The 26298-nt window shown below is 60.8% G+C and carries 22 protein-coding genes; 11 read left to right on the forward strand and 11 right to left on the reverse strand.

Annotation, left to right across the window (positions count from 1 at the left end; all coding sequences use genetic code 11):
* The first annotated feature begins 55 nt into the window (after positions 1–55).
* Complete coding sequence (gene feoB, locus QOL81_RS22945) at positions 56–2371, forward strand: Fe(2+) transporter permease subunit FeoB (protein ID WP_060424509.1); 2316 nt, start codon at positions 56–58, stop codon at positions 2369–2371.
* Positions 2371–2610, forward strand: a complete 240-nt coding sequence (locus QOL81_RS22950) for a FeoC-like transcriptional regulator (RefSeq protein ID WP_048232091.1) — start codon at positions 2371–2373, stop codon at positions 2608–2610. The genes feoB and QOL81_RS22950 overlap by 1 nt, the downstream gene beginning before the upstream one ends.
* 41 nt (positions 2611–2651) lie before the next feature.
* On the opposite strand, the gene QOL81_RS22955 is transcribed toward QOL81_RS22950, so the two are convergent.
* On the reverse strand, positions 2652–2936 hold the full coding sequence (locus QOL81_RS22955; RefSeq protein WP_049202818.1) for a YdgH/BhsA/McbA-like domain containing protein: 285 nt from the start codon (positions 2934–2936) through the stop codon (positions 2652–2654).
* 270 nt (positions 2937–3206) lie between these two features.
* Positions 3207–3977 carry a pimeloyl-ACP methyl ester esterase BioH gene (gene bioH, locus QOL81_RS22960; protein ID WP_060424507.1) on the reverse strand — a complete coding sequence of 257 codons (771 nt, stop codon included), beginning with the start codon at positions 3975–3977 and terminating at the stop codon, positions 3207–3209.
* A 40-nt stretch (positions 3978–4017) separates the two neighbouring features.
* On the opposite strand from bioH, the gene gntX reads away from it, so the two are divergent.
* Both gntX and nfuA read left to right on the forward strand, forming a co-directional pair.
* Positions 4018–4701: a DNA utilization protein GntX gene (gene gntX, locus QOL81_RS22965; protein WP_060424505.1), complete on the forward strand. Its 684-nt coding sequence runs from the start codon at positions 4018–4020 to the stop codon at positions 4699–4701.
* Between the two features lie 58 nt (positions 4702–4759).
* A complete protein-coding gene (gene nfuA, locus QOL81_RS22970) occupies positions 4760–5335 on the forward strand; it encodes a Fe-S biogenesis protein NfuA (protein ID WP_033631902.1) in 576 nt (191 codons plus the stop codon).
* A gap of 69 nt (positions 5336–5404) precedes the next feature.
* Here nfuA and malQ read toward each other — a convergent pair whose 3' ends face one another.
* Both malQ and malP read right to left on the reverse strand, forming a co-directional pair.
* Positions 5405–7495, reverse strand: a complete 2091-nt coding sequence (gene malQ / locus QOL81_RS22975; protein ID WP_060424503.1) for a 4-alpha-glucanotransferase — start codon at positions 7493–7495, stop codon at positions 5405–5407.
* A gap of 9 nt (positions 7496–7504) precedes the next feature.
* On the reverse strand, positions 7505–9910 hold the full coding sequence (gene malP / locus QOL81_RS22980; RefSeq protein ID WP_070913843.1) for a maltodextrin phosphorylase: 2406 nt from the start codon (positions 9908–9910) through the stop codon (positions 7505–7507).
* Positions 9911–10370: 460 nt separating this feature from the next.
* On the opposite strand from malP, the gene malT reads away from it, so the two are divergent.
* Entirely contained in the window at positions 10371–13085 is a 2715-nt protein-coding gene (gene malT / locus QOL81_RS22985) for an HTH-type transcriptional regulator MalT (protein ID WP_060424501.1), read from the forward strand.
* A 3-nt stretch (positions 13086–13088) separates the two neighbouring features.
* On the opposite strand, the gene QOL81_RS22990 is transcribed toward malT, so the two are convergent.
* The 6 genes from QOL81_RS22990 to ulaA are packed head-to-tail and all read right to left on the reverse strand — an operon-like array spanning position 13089 to position 17511.
* Positions 13089–13775, reverse strand: coding sequence for an L-ribulose-5-phosphate 4-epimerase (locus QOL81_RS22990; RefSeq protein WP_070913865.1), 687 nt, complete (start codon positions 13773–13775; stop codon positions 13089–13091).
* The gene (locus QOL81_RS22995) at positions 13726–14634 is read right to left on the reverse strand and encodes an L-ribulose-5-phosphate 3-epimerase (protein ID WP_283440038.1); all 909 of its coding nucleotides are present in this window, start codon (positions 14632–14634) and stop codon (positions 13726–13728) included. Before QOL81_RS22995 ends, QOL81_RS22990 begins: the two co-directional genes overlap by 50 nt.
* A 9-nt stretch (positions 14635–14643) precedes the next feature.
* The gene (locus QOL81_RS23000) at positions 14644–15300 is read right to left on the reverse strand and encodes a 3-keto-L-gulonate-6-phosphate decarboxylase UlaD (protein ID WP_070913845.1); all 657 of its coding nucleotides are present in this window, start codon (positions 15298–15300) and stop codon (positions 14644–14646) included.
* 12 nt (positions 15301–15312) lie between these two features.
* Positions 15313–15780, reverse strand: a complete 468-nt coding sequence (gene ulaC / locus QOL81_RS23005) for a PTS ascorbate transporter subunit IIA (protein WP_060438254.1) — start codon at positions 15778–15780, stop codon at positions 15313–15315.
* A 10-nt stretch (positions 15781–15790) separates the two neighbouring features.
* Positions 15791–16099, reverse strand: coding sequence for a PTS ascorbate transporter subunit IIB (ulaB, locus tag QOL81_RS23010; protein ID WP_060441396.1), 309 nt, complete (start codon positions 16097–16099; stop codon positions 15791–15793).
* Positions 16100–16113: 14 nt separating this feature from the next.
* A complete protein-coding gene (gene ulaA, locus QOL81_RS23015; RefSeq protein ID WP_060424498.1) occupies positions 16114–17511 on the reverse strand; it encodes a PTS ascorbate transporter subunit IIC in 1398 nt (465 codons plus the stop codon).
* A gap of 354 nt (positions 17512–17865) precedes the next feature.
* On the opposite strand from ulaA, the gene ulaG reads away from it, so the two are divergent.
* From ulaG to glpD, 6 genes are all read left to right on the forward strand, one after another.
* Positions 17866–18930 carry an L-ascorbate 6-phosphate lactonase gene (gene ulaG / locus QOL81_RS23020; protein WP_070913846.1) on the forward strand — a complete coding sequence of 355 codons (1065 nt, stop codon included), beginning with the start codon at positions 17866–17868 and terminating at the stop codon, positions 18928–18930.
* A 110-nt stretch (positions 18931–19040) separates the two neighbouring features.
* Positions 19041–19796, forward strand: coding sequence for an HTH-type transcriptional regulator UlaR (ulaR, locus tag QOL81_RS23025; RefSeq protein WP_060424494.1), 756 nt, complete (start codon positions 19041–19043; stop codon positions 19794–19796).
* Between the two features lie 84 nt (positions 19797–19880).
* Complete coding sequence (gene glpE / locus QOL81_RS23030; RefSeq protein WP_004930790.1) at positions 19881–20207, forward strand: thiosulfate sulfurtransferase GlpE; 327 nt, start codon at positions 19881–19883, stop codon at positions 20205–20207.
* Between the two features lie 171 nt (positions 20208–20378).
* Entirely contained in the window at positions 20379–21215 is an 837-nt protein-coding gene (gene glpG, locus QOL81_RS23035) for a rhomboid family intramembrane serine protease GlpG (RefSeq protein ID WP_070913847.1), read from the forward strand.
* 50 nt (positions 21216–21265) lie between these two features.
* Positions 21266–22024, forward strand: a complete 759-nt coding sequence (locus QOL81_RS23040; RefSeq protein ID WP_004930797.1) for a DeoR/GlpR family transcriptional regulator — start codon at positions 21266–21268, stop codon at positions 22022–22024.
* 247 nt (positions 22025–22271) lie between these two features.
* Positions 22272–23780 (forward strand): glycerol-3-phosphate dehydrogenase, encoded by a 1509-nt coding sequence (glpD, locus tag QOL81_RS23045; RefSeq protein WP_049202828.1) that lies wholly within the window; start codon positions 22272–22274, stop codon positions 23778–23780.
* A 63-nt stretch (positions 23781–23843) separates the two neighbouring features.
* Here glpD and glgP read toward each other — a convergent pair whose 3' ends face one another.
* The gene (glgP, locus tag QOL81_RS23050) at positions 23844–26291 is read right to left on the reverse strand and encodes a glycogen phosphorylase (RefSeq protein ID WP_060424487.1); all 2448 of its coding nucleotides are present in this window, start codon (positions 26289–26291) and stop codon (positions 23844–23846) included.
* Between the last annotated feature and the right edge of the window lie 7 nt (positions 26292–26298).

The raw sequence follows: 26298 nt of genomic DNA on the forward strand, positions 1-26298 counted from the left end.
TTGCCGACGCGCCCTTGCGCCGGCGCTGTTCTCCTTGAAGACGACACGCTGAACTATGAAAAAACTCACCATCGGCTTAATCGGTAACCCGAACTCCGGCAAAACCACGCTGTTCAACCAGCTGACCGGCGCACGCCAACGGGTCGGCAACTGGGCGGGCGTGACGGTCGAACGCAAAGAAGGCCATTTCACGACCCCGCAGTCCGACGTGCGGCTGGTCGATTTGCCGGGCACCTATTCCCTGACCACCATTTCAGAGCAAACCTCGCTCGATGAGCAGATCGCCTGCCACTACATTTTGAGCGGCGACGCCGATCTGCTGATCAACGTGGTCGACGCCTCCAACCTGGAGCGCAACCTCTATCTGACGCTGCAGCTGCTGGAGCTGGGCATTCCCTGCATCGTGGCGCTGAACATGCTCGACATCGCCACAAGCCAGCATATCGATATCGACGTCGCCGCGCTGTCGGCGCGCCTCGGCTGCCCGGTGGTGCCGATGGTCTCCACCCGCGCCGACGGCATCGGCGTGCTGAAACAGATGATCGACAATCACCACATCAACGAACAGCAGGCGCTGGTGAACTATCCGCCGCGGTTGCTGAAAGAGGTCGCCACGCTGAGCGACGCCATGCCGCAAACGCTGCCGGCAGTACAGCGCCGCTGGCTGGCGCTGCAGATGCTGGAAGGCGACATCTACAGCCACCGGCTGGCCGGCCCCGCCGTCGCACTGCTGCCTGCGGCCACCCAGGCGTTGCAACAGCAGCAGCAAGAAGACCCGGCGCTGGTGATCGCCGACGCGCGCTATCAGTCTATCGCCGCCCTGTGCGACGCGGTCAGCAACTCGCAGCAGGCGATGCCCAACCGCCTGACCGAGATGCTGGATAAAGTGATCCTCAACCGCTGGCTGGGTGTGCCGATCTTCCTGCTGGTGATGTACCTGATGTTCCTGCTGGCGATCAACATCGGCGGCGCGCTGCAGCCGATCTTCGATATCGGCTCGGCGGCGATCTTCATTCAGGGCATTCAGTGGCTCGGCTACACCCTGCACTTCCCCGACTGGCTGACCGTTTTCCTGGCGCAGGGCATCGGCGGTGGTATCAACACCGTGCTGCCGCTGGTGCCGCAGATCGGCATGATGTACCTGTTCCTGTCCTTCCTGGAGGATTCCGGCTACATGGCGCGCGCGGCGTTCGTGATGGACCGCCTGATGCAGGCGCTCGGGCTGCCGGGCAAATCCTTCGTGCCGCTGATCGTCGGCTTCGGCTGCAACGTGCCGTCCATCATGGGTGCCCGGACGCTGGACGCCCAGCGTGAGCGCCTGATCACCATCATGATGGCGCCGTTCATGTCGTGCGGTGCCCGTCTGGCGATCTTTGCGGTGTTCGCCGCCGCTTTCTTCGGCCAGGACGGCGCCGGGGTGGTGTTCTCGCTGTACATGCTCGGCATTGCGGTGGCGATCCTCACCGGTCTGGTGCTCAAATACACCATCATGCGTGGCGAGGCCTCGCCGTTCGTGATGGAGCTGCCGGTCTACCACGTGCCGCACCTGAAAAGCCTGCTGCTGCAAACCTGGCAGCGGCTGAAAGGCTTCGTGCTGCGCGCCGGTAAGGTGATCGTGGTGGCCAGCATGTTCATCGGCGGCCTGAACAGCTTCTCGTTCAGCGGCAAGACGGTCGACAATATCAACGACTCCGCGCTGGCCTCGGTCTCCAAGGTGTTGACGCCGCTGCTGCAGCCGATGGGCGTCCACAGCGATAACTGGCAGGCCACCGTCGGCCTGGTGACCGGCGCGATGGCGAAAGAAGTGGTGGTCGGCACGCTGAACACGTTGTACACCGCCGAGCACATCAACAAAGAGGCGTTCGACGCCGCCAACTTCAACCTGCTCGATGAGCTGGGCGGCGCGCTGAACGAAACCTGGGACGGCCTGAAAAACACCTTCAGCCTGAGCGTGCTCTCCAACCCAATCGAAGCCAGCAAGGGCGACGGCGAGATGGGCGTCGGCTCGATGGGCGTAATGAGCAGCAAATTCGGCTCCGGCATCTCCGCCTACAGCTACCTGATCTTCGTGCTGCTGTATGTGCCTTGCGTCTCGGTGATGGGCGCCATCGCCCGTGAATCGAGCCGCGGCTGGATGACCTTCTCTATTCTGTGGGGGCTGAACGTGGCCTACTCGCTGGCGACGCTGTTCTACCAGGTGGCCACCTTCAACCAACACCCGCAGTACAGCCTGACGGCGATCCTGGTGGTGCTGGCGGTGAACCTGCTGGTGCTGTTCGGCCTGCGCCGGGCGCGCAGCCGCGTTACGGTGCGCCTGGGCAACGCTACGCCGGCGGCCTGTTGCCAGGGCGCCAAGGGGAGCTGTCACTGATGGCCGGGCTGCTGCAGGTGCGCGATGCGCTGGCGCTGCTTGGCAGCGCTCAGGCGCAGCAGCTCAGCCAATCGCTGGCGACGCCGCTGCCGTTGGTGCAGGCGATGCTGGACCGTTTGGCGGCGATGGGAAAAGTAGAGCGTATCGAACAGGATGACGGCGCCTGTCTGAGCGGCAGTTGCAAAGGCTGCCCGCAGGGCCAGGGGTGCAGCACGGTTTTCTACCGGCTGAAGGCCTGACGATCAGGGGCGCCGCAGCGGCGCCCCTTGCCGTTGAAGGCTTATTGCTTGTCTTTGTAAACTTCAGCGATGGCGCTGAATTTACCGTGCTCGCGGCCTGCCAGGATCACGTAGTATTGACCGCCCTTCTCGTCCGCCAGTTTGGACAGCTCATCCTTGGCATCCATCGGCGAGGTGGTCTGCGCCGTGGTGGTCACGGTGCCGATCTTCTCGTATTTACCCGGGTTCTTATCCAGATCTTCCTTGGTCAGCAGGGTTGCCGCCATGGAGCCGAAAGACACCGAACCCAGCACTGCCGCTGCAATAATCATCTTCAATGATTTCATGACACTAACCTCTCAATGGATAATTTATCTGTTATGAAAGCCGTCAAGAATCCATGCGTAGTACAGCAGGCTGCCGCGACATCCTCAGGCCTCGTTGCTTTCCCTGACGGGGCCTGTTTCCCAGAGACGAAACGCCAAAATGAAAAGCGCCGCACGCGGTCTTTTCATTTTGCAGCCAACGCATTGACTCACTAAGTATCGAACAGCTTTGTCTTTTATCCACCCGGCGGCGTTTTTTTTCGCGCCCTATCGTGCGTTTTCCCGCCGCATTCAATGTGCTGCAATAAACGCTTCGATCATCGTCACAAATTCGTCGGGATGAGAGATAAACGGCGCATGGGCGGCTTTGACCACGACCTGCGACGTAGAATTCGGCCAGGCCGCGTCGAGCAGCTCGGCGACCTTGCGCGGCACCAGCCCGTCCAGATAGCCGTAAATCCGCAGCAACGGCAGCTCCAGCGCGGCCAACGGCGCACGCAGATCGGCGGTGCGCAGGATCTCCAGCCCGCCGTTCAACACCTCGACGCTCGGCGTCGGCTGGTTGAGCACCACCGCTTTCAGCTGGCGCGCATCCTGACGCGCGCTCTCGGTGCCCAGCGTCTGCAACGCCAGAAAACGCTCGACGGTGCGCTGGAAATCCAGGCTCAGCTGGTGCTGAAAACCGCTCAGCACGTCCGGGCGGATCCCCGGCCACTCATCGCGGGCGGCAAAGCAAGGCGAAGAGGCCACGGTGATCAAGCCCTTGAGCCGCTCAGGTTGCATCAACGCCGCCTGGCTGGCCACCAGCCCGCCGAGCGACCAGCCCAGCCACCAGGCCTGCGACGGGGCGGCCGCCAGCACGATTTCCGTCATCTGCTCCAGCGACAGGGCGCCGAACCCCTGGCTGCGGCCGTACCCCGGCAGATCGACCAGGTGCAGGCGAAAATGCGGCGCCAGTCGCGCCTGAATGCAACTCCACACTTCGGCGTTCAATCCCCAGCCGTGCAGCAGCACAAGATCGCGTTCGCCTTCACCTATTGTTTGCCAGTACAGCGCTGTCATTGGTTATTGTCCTTTCATGCTTACCCGTCTCGGAGGCTCTATGCTATCAATCCGCAGCCGCTGTTGGCTATGCCGACAGCCGTTGAGCCTGATGCGTCATGGCATCTGCAACTGCTGCCTGCGCCATCTGCCGGCCAGCCCCCCGTGTTGCCCGCGCTGCGGGTTGCCCGCCGGGAGAACGCAAACGCCCTGCGGCCGCTGCCTGCAACGGCCGCCGCCCTGGCAACGGCTGGTGTTCGTCGGCGACTACATTGCGCCCCTCAGCCAACTGGTAAAGAGGTTCAAGTTTCACCGCGCGTCCGAGCTGGCCCCGGCGTTGGCGCGCCTGATGCTGTTGCGCTGGCAGCAGGCGCGCAGAGAGCAGTATCTGAACAGACCCGACCTGATTTTAGCGGTACCCTTGCATGCATCACGCTGCTGGCGCCGCGGCTATAACCAGAGCGATCTGCTGGCCCGGCCGCTGGCGCGCTGGCTGGGCTGCCCCTATCGGCCCGCCGCCTTGCGCCGGGTACGCAAGACCGCCCTGCAACAGCGGCTGAGCGCCGGAGCACGCAGGCGCAATCTGCAGCGCGCGTTCGTCTGCACCGTCTCGGTCGCCGGCCGGCATATCGCCCTGGTGGATGACGTGGTGACCACCGGTAGCACCGTCGCGGAGATCGCGGCGCTGCTGCGGCGGCAAGGCGCCGCCTCGGTGCAGATCTGGTGCGTTTGCCGCACGTTGTAGTGCCACGGCAATGGGCGTATTATAACCGACTATAGAAGTCAACTATTGAGCTAATGCTATGATCCGTATAACAGATGCTGCACAGGAACACTTTGCCAAACTGCTGGCAAATCAAGAAGAAGGCACCCAAATCCGCGTATTCGTGATCAACCCGGGCACGCCGACGGCCGAATGCGGTGTCTCTTATTGCCCGCCGGACGCGGTAGAAGCGACGGATACCGAACTGAAGTTCGACAAACTGTCCGCCTATGTCGATGAGCTGAGCGCGCCGTATCTGGAAGACGCCGAAATCGACTTCGTGACCGACCAGCTGGGTTCTCAGCTGACGCTGAAGGCGCCGAACGCCAAAATGCGCAAGGTCGATGACAACGCGCCGCTGATGGAGCGCGTGGAATACGTGCTGCAGTCGCAGATCAACCCACAGCTGGCGGGCCACGGCGGCCGCGTGACGCTGATGGAGATCACCGACGACAACATGGCGATCCTGCAGTTCGGCGGCGGTTGCAACGGCTGTTCGATGGTCGACGTCACGCTGAAAGAAGGCATAGAGAAAGAGCTGCTGCAGAAGTTCCCGGAGCTGAAAGGCGTGCGTGATCTGACCGAACACCAGCGCGGCGAGCACTCTTACTACTGATACCCGGCGCTCACGCCACGGTAGATAACGCAATGCCGGAAGGGGGAACCCGTTCCGGCATTGTCGTTTTTAGCCCACCGACACCTTGCGCCGCCGTTTGTCCAAATCCTTCAGCAGCCGGTTTATCCGCGGATCGGCGAACATCTCCTCCAGCGTTTGGGTCAGCTTGCGCCGCCAGTTAGGGTACTGGTCACTGGTGCCGGGAATATTAACCGGATCGGCCATGTCCAGCCAGTCTTCCGGCTGCAGGCCGAGCAGGGCGCTGGCGCTGTCGGCGACATAACGCTGCAGGCCGCGGTTAAGCAGCGGGCTCATGCCGAGCAGCGCCGCCCTCTTGCCCACCTTCTGCGGCACGCAGCCATAGCGATGCAACCCGTCCAGCAGCCCTTGCTTGGCGCGTTCCCGATCGGCGAACAGCTCCCGCAGGATCTCCGCGTCCGGATAGAGCCCCAGTCGGTTGCCCAGCGTCAGATCGCCGCTTTGCCAATAGCCGCGCAACGTCGGCAGATCGTGGGTAGTGATGGTCGCCATCGCCTGCACCGGATAGGCCTGCGGCGCGCGGAAATGGTGTTCACCGTCGCTTTCGAAATACAGCACCTTGTAGGAATAGACGCCGCTGTCGCGCAGCTTGCCGACGATCTCTACCGGCACGGTGCCGAGATCCTCGCCGATCACCATGCAGCGGTGGCGCTGGCTTTCCAGCGCCAGCACCGCCAGCAGATCGTCCACCGGGTATTTGACGTAGGCGCCGCGATCGGCGGTTTCGCCATAAGGGATCCACCACAGCCGCAGCAGCGCCATGACGTGATCGATACGCAGCGCGCCGCAGCTGGTCATGTTGGCGCGCAAAAGATCGATGAACGGCTGATAACCGCGCGCCGCCATCACGTGCGGATCCATCGGCGGCAGGCCCCAGTTTTGCCCCAGCGGCCCCAGGATGTCCGGCGGTGCGCCGACCGACGCTTTCAGGCAGTACAGCTCGCGGTCGCACCAGGTTTCCGCCCCGCCTTCCGCCACCCCGACCGCCAGATCGCGATACAGACCAATCGGCATCTGCTGCTGCCGGCTCTGCTCAAAACACTGCGCAAACTGCGTGGCCGCCAGCCATTGCAGCCACAGGTAAAAGCGGACCGCGTCCTGATGTTCGTCGCAGAACTGCCGCACCGCTTCGCTCTGCCCCCGCCGATAGCCCTCGGGCCAGGCCGGCCATCCCCACTGGCTGGCGTCTTTGGCCGCCAGGTGGGCATGCAGCGCGTCGAACGCCGCCTGCTGATACAGGCTGTCGCCGCCCTCAGTCACGAACCGTTCGAACGCCTGACGCTGCGCGTCGTTCGGCTTGCGCGCCTGAAACAGCGGGAACGTCAGCTTCAGCGCCGCCAGCTTCAGCTGCATCACGGCGGTGTAATCCACCCACTCCGCGGCGCGCGCCTTGGCCAGCTGCTTCTGCGTCGCCGGCTTCTGCCACCAGCGCTGCGCCGCGTCGCTGCGCTGGAAATCCTCCACCGCGTTGACGTCGATATACGCCAGATTCAGCCAGCGGCGCGACGAGGGGCTGTAAGGGCTGGCGCTCTCCGGGTTGGCCGGATACAGCGCATGGATCGGATTGAGACCGACGAAGGCACCGCCGCGCTCCCCCACCTGCTCCACCATCAGACGCAGATCGCCGAAATCGCCGATGCCCCAGTTGCGATCGGAACGCAGCGTATACAGCTGAACGCAGGCGCCCCACAGTTTCTTGCCGGTCAGCAAGGCGTCCGGCTCGAAGCAGCGCCTCGGCGCGACGATCACTCGGCATGGCCACTGCCGTGCGCCCTGGCTCAGCGTCAATTGGTGATACCCCGCCGGCAGGTCGCCGGGCAGCGTCAGGGTCTTGCGCGCGCCGACGCGCCCCTGCAGGCATTCGCCGTCTTCACGCTGCAGCACCCACAGGTAGTCGCCTTCGCCCGCCGGGGTCAGCGCCAGCGGCGCGCCCTGATAGAACACCTTGACCGCCGGCAACGGCGATGCCGCCCCTTCCTGCGCAGCATCGGCCCGGTTCATGGCCGCCAGCAGCTTGCGCTTGGTCTCCGGCTCAATCGCCTGCCGCTTGCCGTGGGCATTGATGAAATCGGCAGCGATCCCCGCCTGCGCTGCCGCCTGATCGATACGCTTACGATCCATTCGCTCTCCTTAACGTTTGGCTTGCCAGATGCGCTGCTGGTAATCGCGAATCGAGCGATCCGAGCTGAACATGCCGACGCGCGCAGTGTTAAGGATAGTCCGCCGCGTCCATTCGTCCCGGTCGCGGTACAGTTCGTCGACCCGGCGCTGCGCCTGGCAGTACGAGGCGAAGTCCGCCAGCACCAGATAGGGATCGCCGCCTTCCAGCAGGCTGTGCAGCATCATGTCGAACGCGTGCTTGTCGCCGTGGCTGAATGCGCCGCTCGCCAGCTCGTCCAAAATCGCCTTCAGGTGCTTGTCTTTTTTGCGGTAGCTGAGCGGATCGTAGCCCTTCGCCAGTATCGCCTTCACCTGCTCCACGGTATTGCCGAAGATAAAGATATTGTCTTCGCCCACCTGCTCGGCGATTTCGACGTTGGCGCCGTCCAGCGTGCCGACCGTCAGCGCGCCGTTCAGCGCCAGCTTCATGTTGCCGGTGCCGGAGGCCTCTTTACCGGCGGAGGAGATCTGCTCGGAGATATCCGCCGCCGGGATCATCAGTTCGGCCACCGACACGCGGTAGTCGGGAATGAACGCCACTTTCAGGCGATCTTTCACCAACGGATCGTTATTGATCTTCTCGGCCGCCTGGTTGATCGCGTAAATGATGTTTTTCGCCAGGTAGTAGCCCGGCGCCGCCTTGGCGCCGAACAGGAAGACGCGCGGTACGATGTCCAGATTCGGGTTGTCGCGCAGCTGGCGATACAGCGACAGGATGTGCAGCAGGTTCAGGTGCTGGCGTTTATACTCGTGCAGACGCTTGATCTGCACGTCGAAAATCGCGTCCGGATCGAGCGTCAACCCCATCACGCCGTGCACGTAATGGGCCAGCGCCACCTTGTTGTCGCGTTTGATCTGCTGATAACGCTGGCGGAACGCTGCGTCGTCGGCGAATTTTTCCAGCCCGCGCAACGCGTCGAGATCGTTCGCCCATTCCACCTTCAGCGTCTCGTCGATCAGGCCCGACAGCGCCGGGTTGCACTGTTTCAGCCAGCGACGCGGCGTGATGCCGTTGGTGACGTTATGGAATTTGTTCGGCCACAGCTGGTGATATTCCGGGAACAGATCCTTCACCACCAGATCCGAGTGCAGCTGCGCCACGCCGTTGACCGCAAAGCCGCTGACCACGCACAGGTTGGCCATGCGCACCTGCTTGTTGTGATGCACCGCCAGTTTGGCCCACACCGCCTCGTCGCCCGGCCAATGCTTATCCACCTGCTTTTTGAACCTGGCGTTGATCTGTTTGATGATGGAGAAATGGCGCGGCAGCAGGCTGCGCACCAGTTTTTCATCCCAGCACTCCAGCGCTTCCGGCATCAGGGTGTGGTTGGTATAGGCGAAGGTGTTGCTGGTGATCGCCCAGGCCGCCTCCCACTCCAGCTGGTGTTCGTCCAGCAGAATGCGCAGCATTTCCGGAATGGCGATGGTCGGGTGGGTGTCGTTCAGCTGGATCACTTCGTACTTCGGCAGCTCTTCAATCTTGCGGCCGGCCTGATGGTGCTTGCGCAAAATGTCCGCCACCGAGCAGGCGCACTGGAAATACTGCTGCATCAGGCGCAGGCGCTTGCCGGCCTGATGGTTGTCGTTCGGGTAGAGCACCTTGGTCAGCTTGTCGGCTTCTACGCCCTGCTTCTCCGCCTGCAGGAATTTGCCGTCGTTGAAATCGCTCAGGTTGAACGGATGCTGATGGGTCGCCTGCCACAGGCGCAGCGGCTGCGCCACGCCGTTGCGATACCCCAGCACCGGCAGATCCCAGGCTTCGCCGCGCAGGGTGAAGGCCGGGCGCCACAGTTCGCGGCCGTCGGCCTGCTTTTCCAGCTTGCCGCCGATGCCTACATCCACCGCCAGCGCGGCGTTGTGGCGGAACCACGGGTAGCTCTCGCGCTGCCAGTTATCCGGCGCCTCTTGCTGCTGCCCGCCCTGGAACGACTGGCGGAACAGCCCGTACTGGTAGTTCAGCCCATAGCCGGTGGCCGGTTGCTCCACCGTCGCCATCGAGTCGAGGAAACAGGCCGCCAGGCGCCCCAGCCCGCCGTTGCCCAGCGCCGGATCGGTTTCCTGCTCCAGCAAATCCGCCAGCTTGACGTTCTGCTCCGCCAGCGCCTGCTCGACGGTATCGTACCAGCCCAGGTTGATCAGGTTGTTCGCCGTCAGCCGGCCGATCAGAAACTCCATCGAGATGTAGTTCACGTGGCGCAGCGGTTTGGCGCTTTTGCGCGGCGCCGGCTGCGCGGCCAACTGCTCGGCCAGCGCCGCACTGACGGCTTCCCACCATTGATGCTGCGTCATCTGCTGTGCGGAACTGAGGCCGAACCGTTGCCACTGGCGGGCAAGCGCCGCCAGAAAAGCATCCTTCTTGAGCGTAGGCTGTGACATAAGGAAAACTCTCTATCCAGTAAGTGGGTCAAATTGCCGCTATCGTGCCGGTGAGAAAGCCTGACGGCATCATCCCGCCTGGGGATTAGCTGGGGAGGAGGATTGGGGCGTAGCTGGAATTGTGATCTCAGGCACTTTTTGACTCCCTTGCAACGATGCAAAAAAGCCCGCCAACGCGTGCGGCGAGCACTGAGAACGTTAACCATGACGTTAGCACAAGTATTCGCACTGCTGAAGTTTTGTCCATGGCCGGAAATGCGATCTGCAACCGCATCGCCGCGCGCCGGCGCCAAACGTAAAAAAGTGTGATCGATAGCAACTTAACTCCAAGCCGATGCGGAAGCTTGTTGCAATACGTTTAGGGTTGGCAGAAGTTAGGGGGAGCTATTAATTACGAACCATAAAATAATTAGCGCCACTCCAATCCCGGCGGGAACCGCGATTTATACCCTGGAATACTATGCTGATCCCATCAAAACTGAGCCGCCCGGTACGGCTGCAAAATACCGTGATCCGCGATCGCCTGCTGGCCAAACTGGCCAGCGCGGGCAACTATCGCCTGACACTGGTCAATTGCCCGGCGGGATACGGGAAAACCACGCTGATCGCCCAATGGGCGGCCGGCAAGGCCGATCTGGGCTGGTATTCCCTGGATGAGAGCGACAACCAGCCGGAGCGCTTCGCCAGCTACCTGATCGCCGCGCTGCAGCAGGCCAGCGGCGGCCGCTGCGTCAAGAGCGAGGCGCTGAGCCAGAAGCATCAGTACGCCAGCCTGTCGGCGCTGTTCGCCCAGCTGTTTATCGAGCTGGCCGACTGGCACCAGCCGCTGTACCTGGTGATCGACGACTACCACCTGATCACCAACGACGCCATCCACGAAGCCATGCGCTTTTTCCTGCGCCATCAGCCGGAAAACCTGACGCTGATCCTGCTCTCGCGCACCCTGCCGCCGCTCGGCATCGCCAATCTGCGGGTGCGCGATCAGCTGCTGGAAATGGGTACGCAGCAGCTGGCGTTTACCCATCAGGAAGCCAAACAGTTCTTCGACTGCCGCCTGGCGGCGCCGATGGAGCAGCAGGACAGCAGCCGCCTGTGCGACGAAGTCGAAGGCTGGGCCACCGCGCTGCAGCTGATCGCGTTGTCGGCCCGCCAGTCCGCCTCGTCGGCCCAGCTGTCGGCCAAGCGCCTGGCGGGGCTGAACGCCAGTCACCTGTCCGACTACCTGGTGGACGAAGTGCTGGATCACGTCGATGCCGATGCGCGCGCCTTCCTGCTGCGCTGTTCGGTGCTGCGCTCGATGAACGACGCGCTGATCGTGCGGCTGACCGGCGAAGACAACGGCCAGCAGCGGCTGGAGGAGCTGGAGCGCCAGGGGCTGTTTATCCACCGCATGGACGACACCGGCGAATGGTTCAACTTCCACCCGCTGTTCGCCTCTTTCCTGCGCCAGCGTTGCCAGTGGGAACTGGCACTGGAGCTGCCGGGGTTGCACCGCGCCGCCGCCGAAGGCTGGCTGGCGCTGGGATATCCGGCAGAGGCCATTCACCATGCGCTGGCGGCCAGCGACGTCAGCATGCTGCGCGATATCCTGCTGCAACACGCCTGGTCGCTGTTCCACCACAGCGAACTGGCCTTGCTGGAAGAGTGCCTCAACGCGCTGCCCTATGAGCGCCTGATCCAGAATCCCAAGCTGGCGCTGCTGCAGGCCTGGCTGGCGCAGAGCCAGCACCGCTACGGCGAGGTCAACACTCTGCTGGAGCGCGCCGAGCGCACCATGCGCGAACAGAAAATCGAGATAGACCAAACGCTGCACGCCGAGTTCGACGCCTTGCGCGCCCAGGTGGCGATCAACGCCGGCAAACCGGAAGAGGCCGAACGGCTGGCGACCGAAGCGTTGAAATTCCTGCCGCTGTCCAGCTATTACAGCCGCATCGTCGCCACCTCGGTGACCGGCGAAGTGCACCACTGCAAGGGCGAGCTGGCGCGCGCGCTGCCGATGATGCAGCAAACCGAGCAGATGGCGCGTCGCCATCAGGCCAACCATTACGCGCTCTGGGCACTGCTGCAGCAGAGCGAAATCCTCATCGCCCAGGGCTTTCTGCAGGCCGCTTACGAAACCCAGGACAAGGCGTTCGAACTGATCCGCGAGCAGCACCTGGAACAGCTGCCGATGCACGAGTTCCTGCTGCGCATTCGCGCGCAGATCCTGTGGTCGTGGTCGCGGCTGGACGAGGCGGAAGACGCGGCGCGCACCGGGCTGAAAATCCTGGCGAACTACCAGCCGCAGCAACAGCTGCAGTGCATCGCCATGCTGGCCAAATGCTCGCTGGCGCGCGGCGATCTGGACAATGCCAATACTCACCTGCAGCGCTGCGAAACCCTGCTGCACGGCGCCCACTACCATCGCGACTGGCTGACCAACACCGACAAGTCGCGGGTGATCCACTGGCAGATGACCGGCGACACCGCCGCCGCCGCCCAGTGGCTACGCCACACCGAAAAGCCCGGCATGGCGGACAACCACTTCACGCAGGGCCAGTGGCGCAACATTGCGCGGGTGCAGATTCTGCTCGGCCAGTATGACGAGGCTGGCGTGGTGCTGGATGAACTGAACGAGAACGCCCGCCGGCTGCGGCTGGTGAGCGATCTCAACCGCAACCTGCTGCTCAGCAACCAGCTGTACTGGCTGCAAGAGCGCAAGGGCGAAGCGCAGCAGGCGTTGATCGAAGCGCTGTCGCTGGCCAACCGCACCGGCTTTATCAGCCATTTCGTCATCGAGGGCGAAGCGATGGCGCAGCAGCTGCGCCAGCTGATCCAGCTCAACACGCTGCCGGAGCTGGAACAGCATCGCGCCCAGCGCATCCTGCGCGACATCAACCAGCATCATCGGCACAAGTTCGCGCATTTTGACGAGAACTTCGTCGATAAGCTGCTGACCCACCCGCAGGTGCCGGAGCTGATCCGCACCAGCCCGCTCACCCAGCGCGAATGGCAGGTGCTGGGGCTGATCTATTCCGGCTACAGCAACGACCAGATCGCCGGCGAGCTGGACGTGGCGGCCACCACCATCAAGACGCACATCCGCAACCTGTACCAGAAGCTCGGCGTGGCTCATCGCCAGGAGGCGGTGCAGCAGGCGCAGCAGCTGCTGAAGATGATGGGGTACGGCGCCTGAGAGTCAGCGCTGGCCGTAATAGGCGCCAGCGCCATGTTTGCGGCTGAAATGCTTTTCCAGCAGATAGTCATCGATCCGCCGTAGGCCGGGGTTAATATCCCGGCTGATCCACGCCATTTTCGCCACCTCCTCCAACACCACGGCGTTATGCACCGCCTCATCCGGCGTCCTTCCCCAACTGAACGGGCCATGCTGATACGCCAGGATACCGGGAACGTGCAACGGTTCACGCCCTTTCAGGGTTTCGATAATCACCCGACCGGTGTTCAGCTCATATTCCCGCGCCACCTCTTCCGCCGTCAGCCCGCGGGTACAAGGAATATCGCCGGAAAAATAGTCGGCGTGAGTGGTGCCGAGCACCGGTATCGCTTCCCCTGCCTGCGCCCAGGCGGTGGCATGGGTGGAGTGCGTATGCACCACACCGCCGAGTTGAGGGAATGCCCGGTACAGCGCCAAATGCGTCGGCGTATCGGACGAAGGCCGCAGTTGCCCCTCAACAACCTCACCTCGCACATTCACCACCACCATATCCTCAGCCCGCATCGTTTCATAAGGTACGCCGCTGGGTTTGATCACCACCAGCCCACTGGCCCGATCGATGCCGCTGACATTGCCCCAGGTATAGGTCACCAGCCCGTGTTCAGGCAACGCCATATTGGCTTTGTAGACCTGCAATTTCAGTTGCTCCAGCATGCTCCCCCCCTATTTCCAACCCGGCCTCAGCCATGCGTGCAACCACCCAGGCACGCGCCTCCCGTACCGCTTGCAGAGGATCGGGTGCTTTCTCGCTCCACATTTCGAGCAGATAGGGGCCGCGATAGCCGCTCGCAAGCAACGTTTCGAAGCAGCGCGTGAAATCGACCACGCCCTCGCCGAACGGCACATTCTTAAACTCCCCCGGCCGCGTATCCTTAACGTGTACCGCCACGATATGTCCGCGCCCGGCCATGAGCTCCATCGGCACATCGTTGTCCCAGGCAGACAAGTTGCCGATATCCGGGTATAGCTGAAACCACGGGTTATTCAGGTAGTGGGCATAGCCCAGCGCCTTGCTGATCGAGTTCATCAGCGGATAGTCCATGATTTCCATCGCCAGCATGACCTGTGCACGGCTGGCCATCTCTACCGCCTGCACCAATCCGGCGCGGAAACGGGTGCGAGTCTGCGCAGTAGACTGCTGGTAATAAACGTCATACCCGGCCAGTTGGATCACCCGGATGCCGGTATCCTGCGCCAGCCGAATAGCTTTTCGCACGATCTCCAGTCCCCGCTCGCGCGTCGTGTCGTCTTCACTGCCCAACGGAAAACGCCGGTGGGCGCTGAGGCATAAAGAAGGCACGCGCACACCGCTCGCCGCAACGGCGCTAACCAACGCGAGCCGCTGTTCAACGCTCCAGTCCAGCCGCGCCAGGCGGCCGTCGCTTTCATCGATCGACATTTCAACGAAATCGAATCCCAACTCACCCGCCAGTTGCAGGCGCGTCAGCCAGTCCTCGCCCGGCGGCAACGCTTTCTCATAGATGCCCAACGGCACGGATTTGTGCAACATAACCGCTCCTCAGCCCCACCGCTGGGCGATGACACGTTTAAATTCCCGCGCCGCCGCGACCGGATCGGCGGCATCACGAATGCTGCGCCCGGCGATAAAGACATGGATGGGAATACCTTGGAACAGAGGCAAATCCTCCAGCGCCAGTCCGCCGGTGACCGTCACCTTAAAACCCATCTCGCTCAGGCGACGAACCGCGCGGATATCGTCATCGCTCCAGGATACCCCCGCCGCCTGCGCGTCACGGCTGCGGTGATACACCACCTGACCAATTCCCGCTTCACGCCACGCCTGCGCCTGTTCCCAGGTCCAGAACCCCGTCAGTTCTATCTGCACGTCACCACCGAACTCATGTGCCACCTGCAGCGCGCCCTTGGCCGTATTGATGTCAGCGCAGCAGATCACCGTGATCCAATCGGCATGCGCCTCGAAGCACATTCGCGCCAAAATCTGACCCGCATCGGCGATTTTTGCGTCCGCCAACACGATGCGATCCGGATACAGCGCTTTTAAATCGCGTATGGCTCGCACGCCTTCTGCCACGCACAAAATAGTGCCGACTTCGATGATGTCGACTTCGGCCGCGATCAGGCGAGTCGTGTCATAAGCCGCAGCCATGGACAGATTATCCAGCGCCACCTGCAACATCGGTAAATGCGTGTTCATTGTTTGTCCCCTTCAATTCGCCGCCGTAGACGTTTTGTCGATCAACGCCAATACCTCGCTCGCGTGGCGACAGGCCCGCAAGCGATCGAAATTCGCCTCATCTTCAAACAGGTTCACCACTTGCATGATCCCCACCTCCTGATGCGTTTTGGCGTCCACCGCCGCCATGGTGATCAAGATGTCTATCGGATCGTTGTCCTCATCGCCGAAACACACCGGCGTCTTCAGGGTGACCAAGGCGAAGCCGGTTTTCAGCACCCCTTCCTCCGGCCGGCCGTGCGGCATCGCCAGGCCCGGCGCCAGCACGAAGTAAGGGCCGTGCCGTTCGACGCCGGCCAAAATGGCGTCAAAATAGCGGGGTTCCACCACGCCGGCGGCCACCAGCAGATCGACCCCCAGTCGCACCGCCTGGCGCCAGTCGGCAGCCTCCGCCTGCAGTTGGATAGCGTTATTCTGCGCCAACGAATCGCTCAGCTTCATGACTCGCTCCTCACAGCTTCAAATCTTGCGGAAAATGCGCGCCGATGACGTCCATCAGCTTCGGGCCGAAGTCCGCCGCCGAGAGCATATTGCGTACCCCAACCACGTATTTGTTGCCGCTGACGACGATTTCATCCGCGACATGGGTGGAAGCAATGATGATGTCAGCCCCATTCAACTCGGATTTGTATTCCCCCACCGCACAGCTGTTGACCGAATGATCCACGCCTTGCTGCGTTAAAAATTGGTCGACTTTCATTTTCATGATCATGGAACTGCCTTGTCCGCAACCGCATACCGCCAGGATTCGTACCGTCATAATCTGCACTCCTATTAACGTGACGCCGATTCAACCGATTGTTTTTCAGCATCTTCTTCCGCACGCAGGGTGCGTCCGGCGAAGAACATGTACAGCAGGGCGATAACGATCACCACGCCCATAAACCACAGGCCCAGACTCAGCCCTTGCATCAGCGGCGGCGCCAGAATCGACCAGTCCGCCATGCCCATCCAGGCACTTAGCCCAGTCAGTTTGATGGCCCACACGCAGCCGAAGATCTCTATCATTCCCATCACCAGACAGATCTTCATCGCCGCGCGCCAGCCACCAAAGTGGTTAGCGAATACGCCGATGGTGGCGTTAGAAAAGAACATGGGAATGAAACCGGGAATAATCATGATGGAAGAGCCAAGCGCTAACAGTATGCCGACGGCGATCAGTTGACCGATGGTGCCCCACATAAAACCCCACACCACGGCGTTGGGCGCGAAGCTATAAATGGCGGCACAGTCGATGGCCAGTACCGCGCCCGGGATCAGACGTTGGGAAATGCCGTTAAAGGCCTCGGTCAATTCGGCGACGAACATGCGCACACCCTGCACGATGATGAAAATCGCCACCGCGAACATCAGCCCGGTTTGCAGGATATAGATGCTCCAGTGAGTTTTACCGGCCATCGCCTGCAGAGTGTCCAAGCCGAACGAGCACAGAATGATGCCGAAAAACAGCGTCATCACGATGGCGGTGGACACGATGTTGTCATGGAAAATGTTCAGCCACCCAGGCAGCTTCAGATCTTCCACGCTGTCCTCTTTTTTACCGAGATACGGTGCGGCCTTGTATGCCAGCCACGAAGCGAACTGCTGTTGGTGCCCAATGGAGAAACCGCTGTTTTCCGTTACCGCCTGCGTCGGTTTGAACATCATGTTGGAGGTGATGCCCCAGTACAGTGAAGCCAAGAGCGCACTGCACAATACCGTCGTCCACATGCCGTAACCCAGAATGTAGAAAAATACCGCGATCAACCCAACCTGCTGAAACATGATGTGGCCAGTGAGCATGATGGTGCGGATGCCGGTGATGCGCCTCAACAACACGTAGAGTATGTTCAGCGCCAATGCCAGCAAAACCGCGTAGCCGACCCAACTATAGGCGTCCCCCATACGTTCGATGGTGGCCATCATCGAGGCATAGGTATCTGAAATCGCCCCGTTGATGCCGTATACCTCGGACAACTTCGCCACAACGGGTTTGAACGTGCCGGTCAGGATGCCGGAGCCGGCCTGCAATAACATGAAACCGATAATGGTTTTGATCGTGCCTTTGATAATGACCGCCGCGCTTTTGCGCAGCAACGTGTAACCCAACAGCGTAACCAACCCCAACAGCAGCGGTGCATTGGTCATCACCTGGTTAAAAAAGACGGTGAAGATGGTGTAAAGAGTTTCCATACGGCTCTCCCGAAAAGGTTGGCATGCAGGTAACGCCTTCACCATACCAATCACAATAAATCACAAAAAGATCATAAATGATTATTTGTGAACAACCTCGCAAGTTAAAAATCAATTCCACTAACATTCAATGAATTAGACGACTCACACTTTATTACCTATTGAATTTAATAGCAGTTAATCAAACGAAAAGGAGAGAAAACGCCGGCGCAGCGCGTAAATTCTGCGGCGTTTACGTGTATTTCGATCGTTGTCAGTTGAAAAAAACGGTGCTAGATTCGATCAAAACAAATCACATAAAATCTTTAAATGATTATTTGTGATTTTATTATCACCACCAACGAGGAAAGACCCATGAGTAAAGTCAACGACATCACCCGCGAGTCCTGGATATTGAACACCTTTCCCGAATGGGGCACCTGGCTGAACGAAGAGATAGAGCAGGAGAACGTCGCGCCCGGTACTTTCGCCATGTGGTGGCTGGGCTGCACCGGCATCTGGCTCAAGTCTGAAGAAGGCGCCAACCTGTGCGTCGATTTCTGGTGCGGCACCGGCAAGCAGAGTCACGGCAACCCGCTGATGAAAACCGGCCACCAAATGCAGCGCATGGCCGGGGTGCGTAAACTGCAACCGAACCTGCGCACGACCCCATTCGTGCTCGATCCGTTCGCCATTACCCAGCTCGACGCCGTGTTGGCCACGCACGATCACAACGATCATATCGATGTGAACGTCGCGGCGGCAGTGTTGCAGAACTGCGCCCCCACCGTCCCGTTTATCGGGCCGCAAAGCTGCGTAGATATCTGGATCGGCTGGGGCGTGCCGCCGGAGCGCTGCATCACCGTCAAACCTGGCGACGTGATAAAAATCAAAGACATCGAAATTCATGCGCTGGATGCTTTCGATCGCACGGCACTCATCACATTGCCGGTGGAACAAAAAGCGGCGGGCGTTCTGCCGGACGGCATGGACCTGCGGGCGGTCAACTACCTGTTCAAAACGCCGGGCGGCAACCTTTATCACAGCGGCGATTCCCACTACTCCAACTATTACGCCAAGCACGGCAACGATCATCAGATCGATGTCGCCCTCGGTTCCTACGGCGAGAACCCGCGCGGCATTACTGACAAGATGACCAGCGCCGACATCTTGCGCATGGCGGAATCGCTGAACGTCAAGGTCGTGATCCCCTTCCACCACGATATTTGGTCTAATTTCCAGGCAGATCCGCAGGAGATCCGCGTGTTGTGGGATATGAAAAAGGACCGGCTCAAGTACGGTTTCAAACCGTTTATCTGGCAGGTTGGCGGCAAGTTCATCTGGCCGCAGGACAAAGACAATCTGGAATATCACTACCCGCGCGGGTTCGATGATTGTTTCATCCAGGAACCCGACCTGCCCTTCAAGTCTTTCTTGTAATCAATCTGTGTTGCATACGGATGCGCGCTTTTGAACGGCAATGATTCAAATCGTCAAACGGCGCGCATATAATCGAAGGCAACGACGTTTTTTCTCTCCACGGAGCCCGCATGACAGAGTCCCAACGCCACAACGCTATTCTCGATCTCTTGCAGCGCAAGGGGCAAATCTCCGTGGCGGACGTCATCGCGGCGTTTGACATCTCTCCGGCCACCGCGCGCCGGGACATCAACAAGCTGAATGAAATCGGCAAATTGCGCAAAGTACGCAACGGCGCCGAAGCCACGCAAACTCCGCGCCCGGCCTGGACGCCACTCAATATCCACCAAACCCAGCACCTCGATGAAAAAATGCGCATTGCGGCGGCCGCGGCACAGCTCTGTCAGCCGGGTGAAAGCGTGGTGATCAACTGCGGCTCCACCGCATTTCTGTTGGGCCGTGAAATTTGCGGCAAGCCGGTTCAGGTGATCACCAATTATCTGCCACTGGCCAATTACCTGATCGATCAGGAACACGACAGCGTGGTGATCATGGGAGGCCAGTACAACAAAACCCAGTCGATTACTCTGGCGCCTCAGGAAGGCGACGCAACCCTGTACGCCGGGCACTGGATGTTCACCAGCGGTATCGGCCTCACCGCTGACGGTTTGTATAAAACCGATATGCTGACCGCGATGGCAGAACAGAAGATGCTCAACTATGTCGGTAAACTGGTGGTGCTGGTCGACAGCAGCAAAGTCGGCCAACGCGCCGGCATGCTGTTCAGCCGCACCGAGCAAATTGCCATGGTGATCACCGGCCGGGCCGCCGATCCCGCCATCGTTGAGCAACTGCGTCAGCAAGGCGTTGAAGTGCTGCTGGTGTGACAAAACCACAACCTTACTCTGGTCTTAAACGCCGCAGAGTTGGTTACAATAGCGGCGTCCCCCAATTACGAGGCAGTCAGCAGTATGGAACAGTTCGAAGCGATCAACGTTGAGCAGGCGTACACCCGCTGGAAAGAGGGCAGCGCCGCCCTGGTCGACATCCGCGATCCGCAAAGTTTTGAAGCCGGGCATACGCCGGGCGCCTTTCACCTCACCAACGCCACCCTGTCGGCCTTTATGCAACAAAATGACTTCGAGCGGCCGGTGATGGTGATGTGCTACCACGGCAACAGCAGCCGCAGCGCGGCTCAGTACCTGCTGCACCAGGGGTTCGACGCGGTCTACAGCATCGACGGCGGCTTCGAGGCCTGGGCCCGCCAGTATCCGCAAGACGTGGAAACCTCTGCCTGATTCCCGCCGCCCGCCGTGCGTCGGCGGGCTTCCCCTTCATTTTTGTGCGCGTTTTCGCGGGTTTTTCGCAGATCCGTTTGCCAGCGCTCAGGATTTCGACGTTATAATCGGCCGTCAGGGTCGCCGGCGAGCAAGCCGCGGCCAAAATCATTCACTTACGACGGAAGAGCAATGGTTAGAGTAATCGCCATATCCAACCCGCGCCTGGCGCTGGCCTTTGTCGACTATATGGCGACCCAGGGCATCCGGCTTGAGCTGCGCAACAGCGGCGAGGCGGCGGAAATCTGGCTGGCCGACGACGGCCACCTCGAACAGGTGCAACACGAGCTGCAGCAGTTTCTGGTCGATCCGCTCAACCGCCGTTATCAGGCCGCCAGCTGGCAGACCGGCCATACCGACGCCGGTCTGCACTATCAGAGCGAATCCTACCTGCACACCCTGCGCAGCAAGGCCGGGCCGCTGACGCTCGGCGTGATGGTGCTGTGCATCGCGATCTACATCCTGATGCAGGTGCTGGGCGACGACACCGTGATGTACTGGCTCTCCTGGCCGCAGGACAGCAGCCAATACACGCAGCTGTGGCGCTGGGTCAGCCATGCGTTCCTGCATTTCTCCCTGCTGCATATCCTGTTTAACCTGATGTGGTGGTGGTATCTCGGCGGCCAGATGGAAAAACGCCTCGGTGCCGGCAAGCTGTTCGTGCTGGCGGTGGTGTCGGCCTTCTTCAGCGGCTGGGCGCAATCGCTGTTCAGCGGCGCGCTCTTCGGCGGGCTGTCGGGCGTGGTCTATGCGCTGATGGGCTATGTGTGGCTGACGGGCGAACGGGCGCCGGAGCGCGGCCTGATGCTGCCGCGCGGGCTGATGGTGTTCTCGGTGCTGTGGCTGGTAGCCGGATATTTCGATATTTTAGGAATGTCGATCGCCAACGCGGCACACGTAGCCGGTTTAGTGTTAGGGTTATTGATGGCATTTTGGGATACGCGTCATCGCGCACACAACGAACAATAACAGCCGGGAGCTGTGCCCAGCGGGCACAGCGGGCGTTTTAGGGGATTATCGTGAAGCAAACACAGCGTCATGACGCAATTATCGAGCTGGTGCGCCTGCAGGGTTACGTCAGCACGGAAGAGCTGGTGGAACATTTTGACGTCAGCCCGCAAACGATTCGCCGCGATTTGAATGACCTGGCCGACCAGAACAAGATCCAGCGTCACCACGGCGGCGCGGCGCTGCCTTCCAGCTCGGTCAACGCTGCCTATAACGATCGCAAGGTGATGTGGTCGGAAGAGAAAGCCCGCATCGCGCAGCGCGTCGCCAGCCAGATCCCGGACGGCGCCACGCTGTTCATCGATATCGGCACCACGCCGGAAGCGGTGGCCCATGCGCTGATGAACCACAAGAACCTGCGCGTGGTCACCAACAACCTCAACGTCGCCACCCTGCTGACCGCCAAGGAAGACTTCCGCCTGATCCTGGCCGGCGGCGAAGTGCGCACCCGCGACGGCGGCATCATGGGCGAAGCCACCCTGGACTTCATCTCCCAATTCCGCCTCGATTACGGCATTCTCGGCATCAGCGGCATCGATATGGACGGCTCGCTGCTCGAATTCGACTATCACGAAGTGCGCACCAAACGCGCGATTATCGAAAATTCCCGCTGCGTGATGCTGGTCACCGACCACTCCAAATTCGGCCGCAACGCCATGGTCAACCTGGGTAACATGAATCTGATCGACTACCTGTTTACCGACCAGCTGCCGCCGCCGAGCGTGATGAAAATCATCGAGCAGTACGACGTGCAGCTGGAGCTGTGCTGATCCGCTGTTAACCTGCGGGGCGCGCCGCCGCCCCGTTTCCTACCCCCCGCCCCTCTTCATCGACAGCCGTTTGCGCGCTCGCGCCATATCCACATCATTTATGTGACTATCATCACCAAACTGTTACCTCTATCACGCCTAAATGTTTTTGTTTGGTTAAGTCTTGGCTTGCTTGTTGGTTTTTGATTACAATCATGAGCGAAAACGAACATGAAAGAGCTATTTCGAACATCTGGAGGAAGATGACGTGGAAACCAAAGACTTGATCGTTATCGGTGGCGGCATCAACGGTGCCGGCATCGCGGCGGATGCTGCCGGGCGCGGGCTGTCGGTACTGCTACTGGAAGCGCAAGACTTGGCCTGTGCTACGTCTTCCGCCAGTTCCAAACTGATCCACGGTGGCCTGCGCTACCTGGAACACTACGAATTCCGTCTGGTGAGCGAAGCGCTGGCCGAGCGTGAAGTGCTGCTGAAGCTGGCGCCGCACATCGCGTTCCCGATGCGTTTCCGCCTGCCGCACCAGCCGCACCTGCGTCCGGCCTGGATGATCCGTATCGGCCTGTTCCTGTACGATCACCTGGGCAAACGCACCAGCCTGCCGGGCAGCAAGGGCTTGCGCTTTGGACCAGAGTCGGTGCTGAAGCCTGAACTGAAGCGCGGTTTCGAATATTCCGACTGCTGGGTCGACGATGCTCGCCTGGTGGTGCTGAACGCGCAGGAAGTGGAAAAACGCGGCGGCGAAGTGCGCACCCGCACCAAAGTGACCCGCGCATGGCGTGAAAATGGCCTGTGGATGGTGGAAGCGGTCGATATCGACAGCGGCAAAACCTTCACCTGGCGCGCCAAAGGCCTGGTGAACGCCACCGGCCCGTGGGTGAAAAACTTCTTCGACGACGGCCTGAAGCTGAAATCGCCTTACGGCATCCGCCTGATCAAAGGCAGCCACATCGTGGTGCCGCGCGTGCACGATCAGCCGCAGTCTTACATTCTGCAGAACGAAGACCACCGCATCGTGTTCGTGATCCCGTGGAATGACGAGTTCTCCATCATCGGCACCACCGACGTGGAGTACAAAGGCGATCCGAAGGACGTGAAGATCGACGAGAACGAAATCGCTTATCTGCTGAAAGTGTACAACGATCACTTCAAGAAGCAGCTGGGCCGCGACGACATCGTCTGGACATACTCCGGCGTGCGTCCGCTGTGCGACGACGAATCCGATTCGCCGCAGGCGATCACCCGCGATTACACGCTGGACGTGCACGACGAGCAAGGCAAGGCGCCGCTGCTGTCGGTCTTCGGCGGCAAGTTGACCACCTACCGCAAGCTGGCCGAGCACGCGATGGAAAAACTGGCCCACTACTACCCAGGCTGCGGCCCGGCGTGGACCAAAAACGCCACGCTGCCAGGCGGTGACATCGGCGGCGATCGCGACGGCTACGCGGCCAAACTGCGCCGTGCACACGGCTGGCTGCCGGAAGCCCTGGCGCGCCGCTATGCCCGCACCTACGGCAGCCAGAGCGAGCTGATCCTGGCCGGCGCCAACGGCCTCGGCGATCTGGGCGAAGACTTCGGCCACGGTCTGTATGAAGCCGAACTGCGCTACCTGACCGACAAAGAGTGGGTCGTAGAGCTGGACGACGCCATCTGGCGCCGCACCAAGCTGGGTATGTGGCTGGACGACGCGCAGCAGGCGCGGGTGAAAGCCTGGCTGGCGGAACACGCGAAAACGAAAGCGCTGTCTCTGGCTTCCTGAGCCGCAGCGTAACGAAAAAAGGGCCGGTTATCCGGCCCTTTTCTTTGCGCTTTCTCTTCCGTCTTACAGTTTCACCGGCTGAATGTGCCAGATTTCGTCCGCGTATTCCTGGATGGTGCGATCGGAGGAGAAGTAGCCCATGTTGGCGATATTCAGCACCGCGCGCCGCGTCCACTCGTCCTGATTGAGATACACCTCGTCCACCTTGTCCTGCGTATCCACGTAGCTGCGATAATCCGCCAGCAGCTGGTAGTGATCCCCCAGGTTCACCAACGAGTCGAACAGGTTGCTGTAGCGCTTCGGTTCGTCCGGGCTGAACACGCCGGTGGCGATCTGCGTCAGCGCCTGATGCAGCTCGGGATCCTGCTCGTAGTATTGATGCGGGTTGTAACCGTTGCGGCGCAGTTCCTCCACCTGTTCGGCGGTATTGCCGAAGATAAAGATGTTCTCCTCCCCCACGTGCTCGCGCATCTCGACGTTGGCGCCGTCCAGCGTACCGATGGTCAGCGCGCCGTTCAGCGCAAACTTCATGTTGCTGGTGCCTGAGGCTTCGGTGCCCGCCAGCGAGATCTGTTCCGACAGATCCGCCGCCGGGATAATGATCTGCGCCAGGCTGACGCCGTAGTTCGGAATGAACACCACCTTCAGTTGGGTATGCACGCGCGGATCGTCGTTGATCACTTTGGCCACGTCGTTGATCAAGCGGATGATCTGCTTGGCGGCATAGTAGGCCGAGGCCGCCTTGCCGGCGAAGATCACCACCCGCGGCACACGCTCGATCTCCGGATCGTCCAGCAGGCGGTTATACAGCGTGATGACGTGCAACACGTTGAGCAGCTGCCGTTTGTACTCGTGGATGCGCTTGATCTGCACGTCGAACAGCGCATCCGGGTTGACCACCACGTTGAGCGTTTTGGCGATGTACAGCGCCAATCGCTCCTTGTTCTGCCGCTTGGCGCGCTGCACCGCCTGCAGGAAACTCGGGTAATCGACGTTGGCTTTGATCTCGCTCAGCTGGCTGAGATCGGTGCGCCAGGTTTGCCCGATGCAGTCGTCCAGCACCGCCGCCAGCGGCGGGTTGGCCAGCGCCAGCCAACGGCGCGGCGTCACCCCGTTGGTTTTGTTGCAGAAACGATTGGGGAACAGCCGGGCGAAGTCGGCGAACAGCGACTGCACCATCAGCTCGGAATGCAGGGCAGAAACGCCGTTGACCTTGTGGCTGGCCACCACTGCCAGCCACGCCATGCGCACCCGGCGGCCGTTGGTTTCATCGATGATCGAGACCCGCGCCAGCAGGTCGTTGTCGCCCGGCGCCACTTCCTGCACCATCTTGAGGAAGTGATCGTTGATTTCGAAAATCAGCTGCAGATGGCGCGGCAAGATGCGCCCTATCATGTCCAACGGCCAGGTTTCCAGCGCCTCGCTCATCAGCGTGTGGTTGGTGTAGGAAAACACCTGCTCCACCACTTCCCAGGCGTCGAGCCACTTGAATTTGTGCTCGTCGATCAGCCGGTGCATCAGTTCGGGAATCGACAGCACCGGGTGAGTGTCGTTAAGGTGAATGGCGATCTTGTCCGCCAGGTTGTCGAAGGTTTTGTGCATCAGCCAATGGCGGTTGAGGATGTCCTGCACCGTGGCCGACACCAGGAAATACTCCTGCCGCAACCGCAGCTCGCGCCCGGAGGAGGTCGAGTCGTCCGGATACAGCACGCGCGACACGTTCTCCGAGTGGTTTTTATCCTCCACCGCGGCGAAATAATCGCCCTGGTTGAACTTGCCGAGGTTGATCTCGTTACTGGCCTGCGCGCTCCACAGCCGCAGGGTGTTGGTGGCGTCGGTGTCGAAACCGGGGATCACCTGATCGTAGGCGATGGCCACGATCTCTTCGGTTTCCAGCCAGCGCGCCTTGGCGCCCTCCTGCTGCACGCGGCCGCCGAAGCGCACCTTGTAGCGGGTGTTGTGGCGCGGAAACTCCCACGGATTGCCGTACTCCAGCCAATAGTCCGGCGATTCCATCTGCTGGCCGTTGACGATGTTTTGCTTGAACATGCCGTACTCGTAGCGAATGCCGTAGCCGCGCCCCGGCAGCGCCAGCGTCGCCAGCGAATCGAGGAAGCAGGCCGCCAGGCGCCCCAGACCGCCGTTGCCGAGGCCAGGGTCGTTCTCTTCTTCCAGCAGTTCACCCAGGCTCAACCCCATTTCGTTCAGCGCGTTGTCGATGTCCTGATAGATGCCCATCGACAGCAGCGCGTTCGACAGGGTGCGGCCGATCAGGAACTCCATCGACAGGTAATACACCTGCCGCACGTCCTGCGACAGCTGGGCGCGGTTGGAGCGCAGCCAGCGTTCAACCATGCGATCGCGCACCGCGAACAGCACGGCGTTCAGCCAGTCGTGCCGGTTGGCGATGGCCGGATCCTTGCCGACGATAAACATCAGCTTATAGGCGATGGAGTGTTTCAGCGCTTCCACACTGACCGTAGGTGAGGTGTAACTAAACGGTGAAGTCATGGCTTTT

Origin of the sequence: Serratia sp. CC22-02, from assembly GCF_900182895.1 — a bacterium.
Lineage (GTDB): Bacteria > Pseudomonadota > Gammaproteobacteria > Enterobacterales > Enterobacteriaceae > Serratia > Serratia nevei.

What these genes read in the sequence shown, in the direction of transcription:
- feoB (WP_060424509.1), top strand. Translation starts at nt 56, where the DNA reads ATGAAAAAACTCACCATCGGCTTAATCGGTAACCCGAACTCCGGCAAA.
- QOL81_RS22950 (WP_048232091.1), top strand. Translation starts at nt 2,371, where the DNA reads ATGGCCGGGCTGCTGCAGGTGCGCGATGCGCTGGCGCTGCTTGGCAGC.
- QOL81_RS22955 (WP_049202818.1), bottom strand. Translation starts at nt 2,936, where the DNA reads ATGAAATCATTGAAGATGATTATTGCAGCGGCAGTGCTGGGTTCGGTG.
- bioH (WP_060424507.1), bottom strand. Translation starts at nt 3,977, where the DNA reads ATGACAGCGCTGTACTGGCAAACAATAGGTGAAGGCGAACGCGATCTT.
- gntX (WP_060424505.1), top strand. Translation starts at nt 4,018, where the DNA reads ATGCTATCAATCCGCAGCCGCTGTTGGCTATGCCGACAGCCGTTGAGC.
- nfuA (WP_033631902.1), top strand. Translation starts at nt 4,760, where the DNA reads ATGATCCGTATAACAGATGCTGCACAGGAACACTTTGCCAAACTGCTG.
- malQ (WP_060424503.1), bottom strand. Translation starts at nt 7,495, where the DNA reads ATGGATCGTAAGCGTATCGATCAGGCGGCAGCGCAGGCGGGGATCGCT.
- malP (WP_070913843.1), bottom strand. Translation starts at nt 9,910, where the DNA reads ATGTCACAGCCTACGCTCAAGAAGGATGCTTTTCTGGCGGCGCTTGCC.
- malT (WP_060424501.1), top strand. Translation starts at nt 10,371, where the DNA reads ATGCTGATCCCATCAAAACTGAGCCGCCCGGTACGGCTGCAAAATACC.
- QOL81_RS22995 (WP_283440038.1), bottom strand. Translation starts at nt 14,634, where the DNA reads ATGTTGCACAAATCCGTGCCGTTGGGCATCTATGAGAAAGCGTTGCCG.
- QOL81_RS23000 (WP_070913845.1), bottom strand. Translation starts at nt 15,300, where the DNA reads ATGAACACGCATTTACCGATGTTGCAGGTGGCGCTGGATAATCTGTCC.
- ulaC (WP_060438254.1), bottom strand. Translation starts at nt 15,780, where the DNA reads ATGAAGCTGAGCGATTCGTTGGCGCAGAATAACGCTATCCAACTGCAG.
- ulaB (WP_060441396.1), bottom strand. Translation starts at nt 16,099, where the DNA reads ATGACGGTACGAATCCTGGCGGTATGCGGTTGCGGACAAGGCAGTTCC.
- ulaA (WP_060424498.1), bottom strand. Translation starts at nt 17,511, where the DNA reads ATGGAAACTCTTTACACCATCTTCACCGTCTTTTTTAACCAGGTGATG.
- ulaG (WP_070913846.1), top strand. Translation starts at nt 17,866, where the DNA reads ATGAGTAAAGTCAACGACATCACCCGCGAGTCCTGGATATTGAACACC.
- ulaR (WP_060424494.1), top strand. Translation starts at nt 19,041, where the DNA reads ATGACAGAGTCCCAACGCCACAACGCTATTCTCGATCTCTTGCAGCGC.
- glpE (WP_004930790.1), top strand. Translation starts at nt 19,881, where the DNA reads ATGGAACAGTTCGAAGCGATCAACGTTGAGCAGGCGTACACCCGCTGG.
- glpG (WP_070913847.1), top strand. Translation starts at nt 20,379, where the DNA reads ATGGTTAGAGTAATCGCCATATCCAACCCGCGCCTGGCGCTGGCCTTT.
- glgP (WP_060424487.1), bottom strand. Translation starts at nt 26,291, where the DNA reads ATGACTTCACCGTTTAGTTACACCTCACCTACGGTCAGTGTGGAAGCG.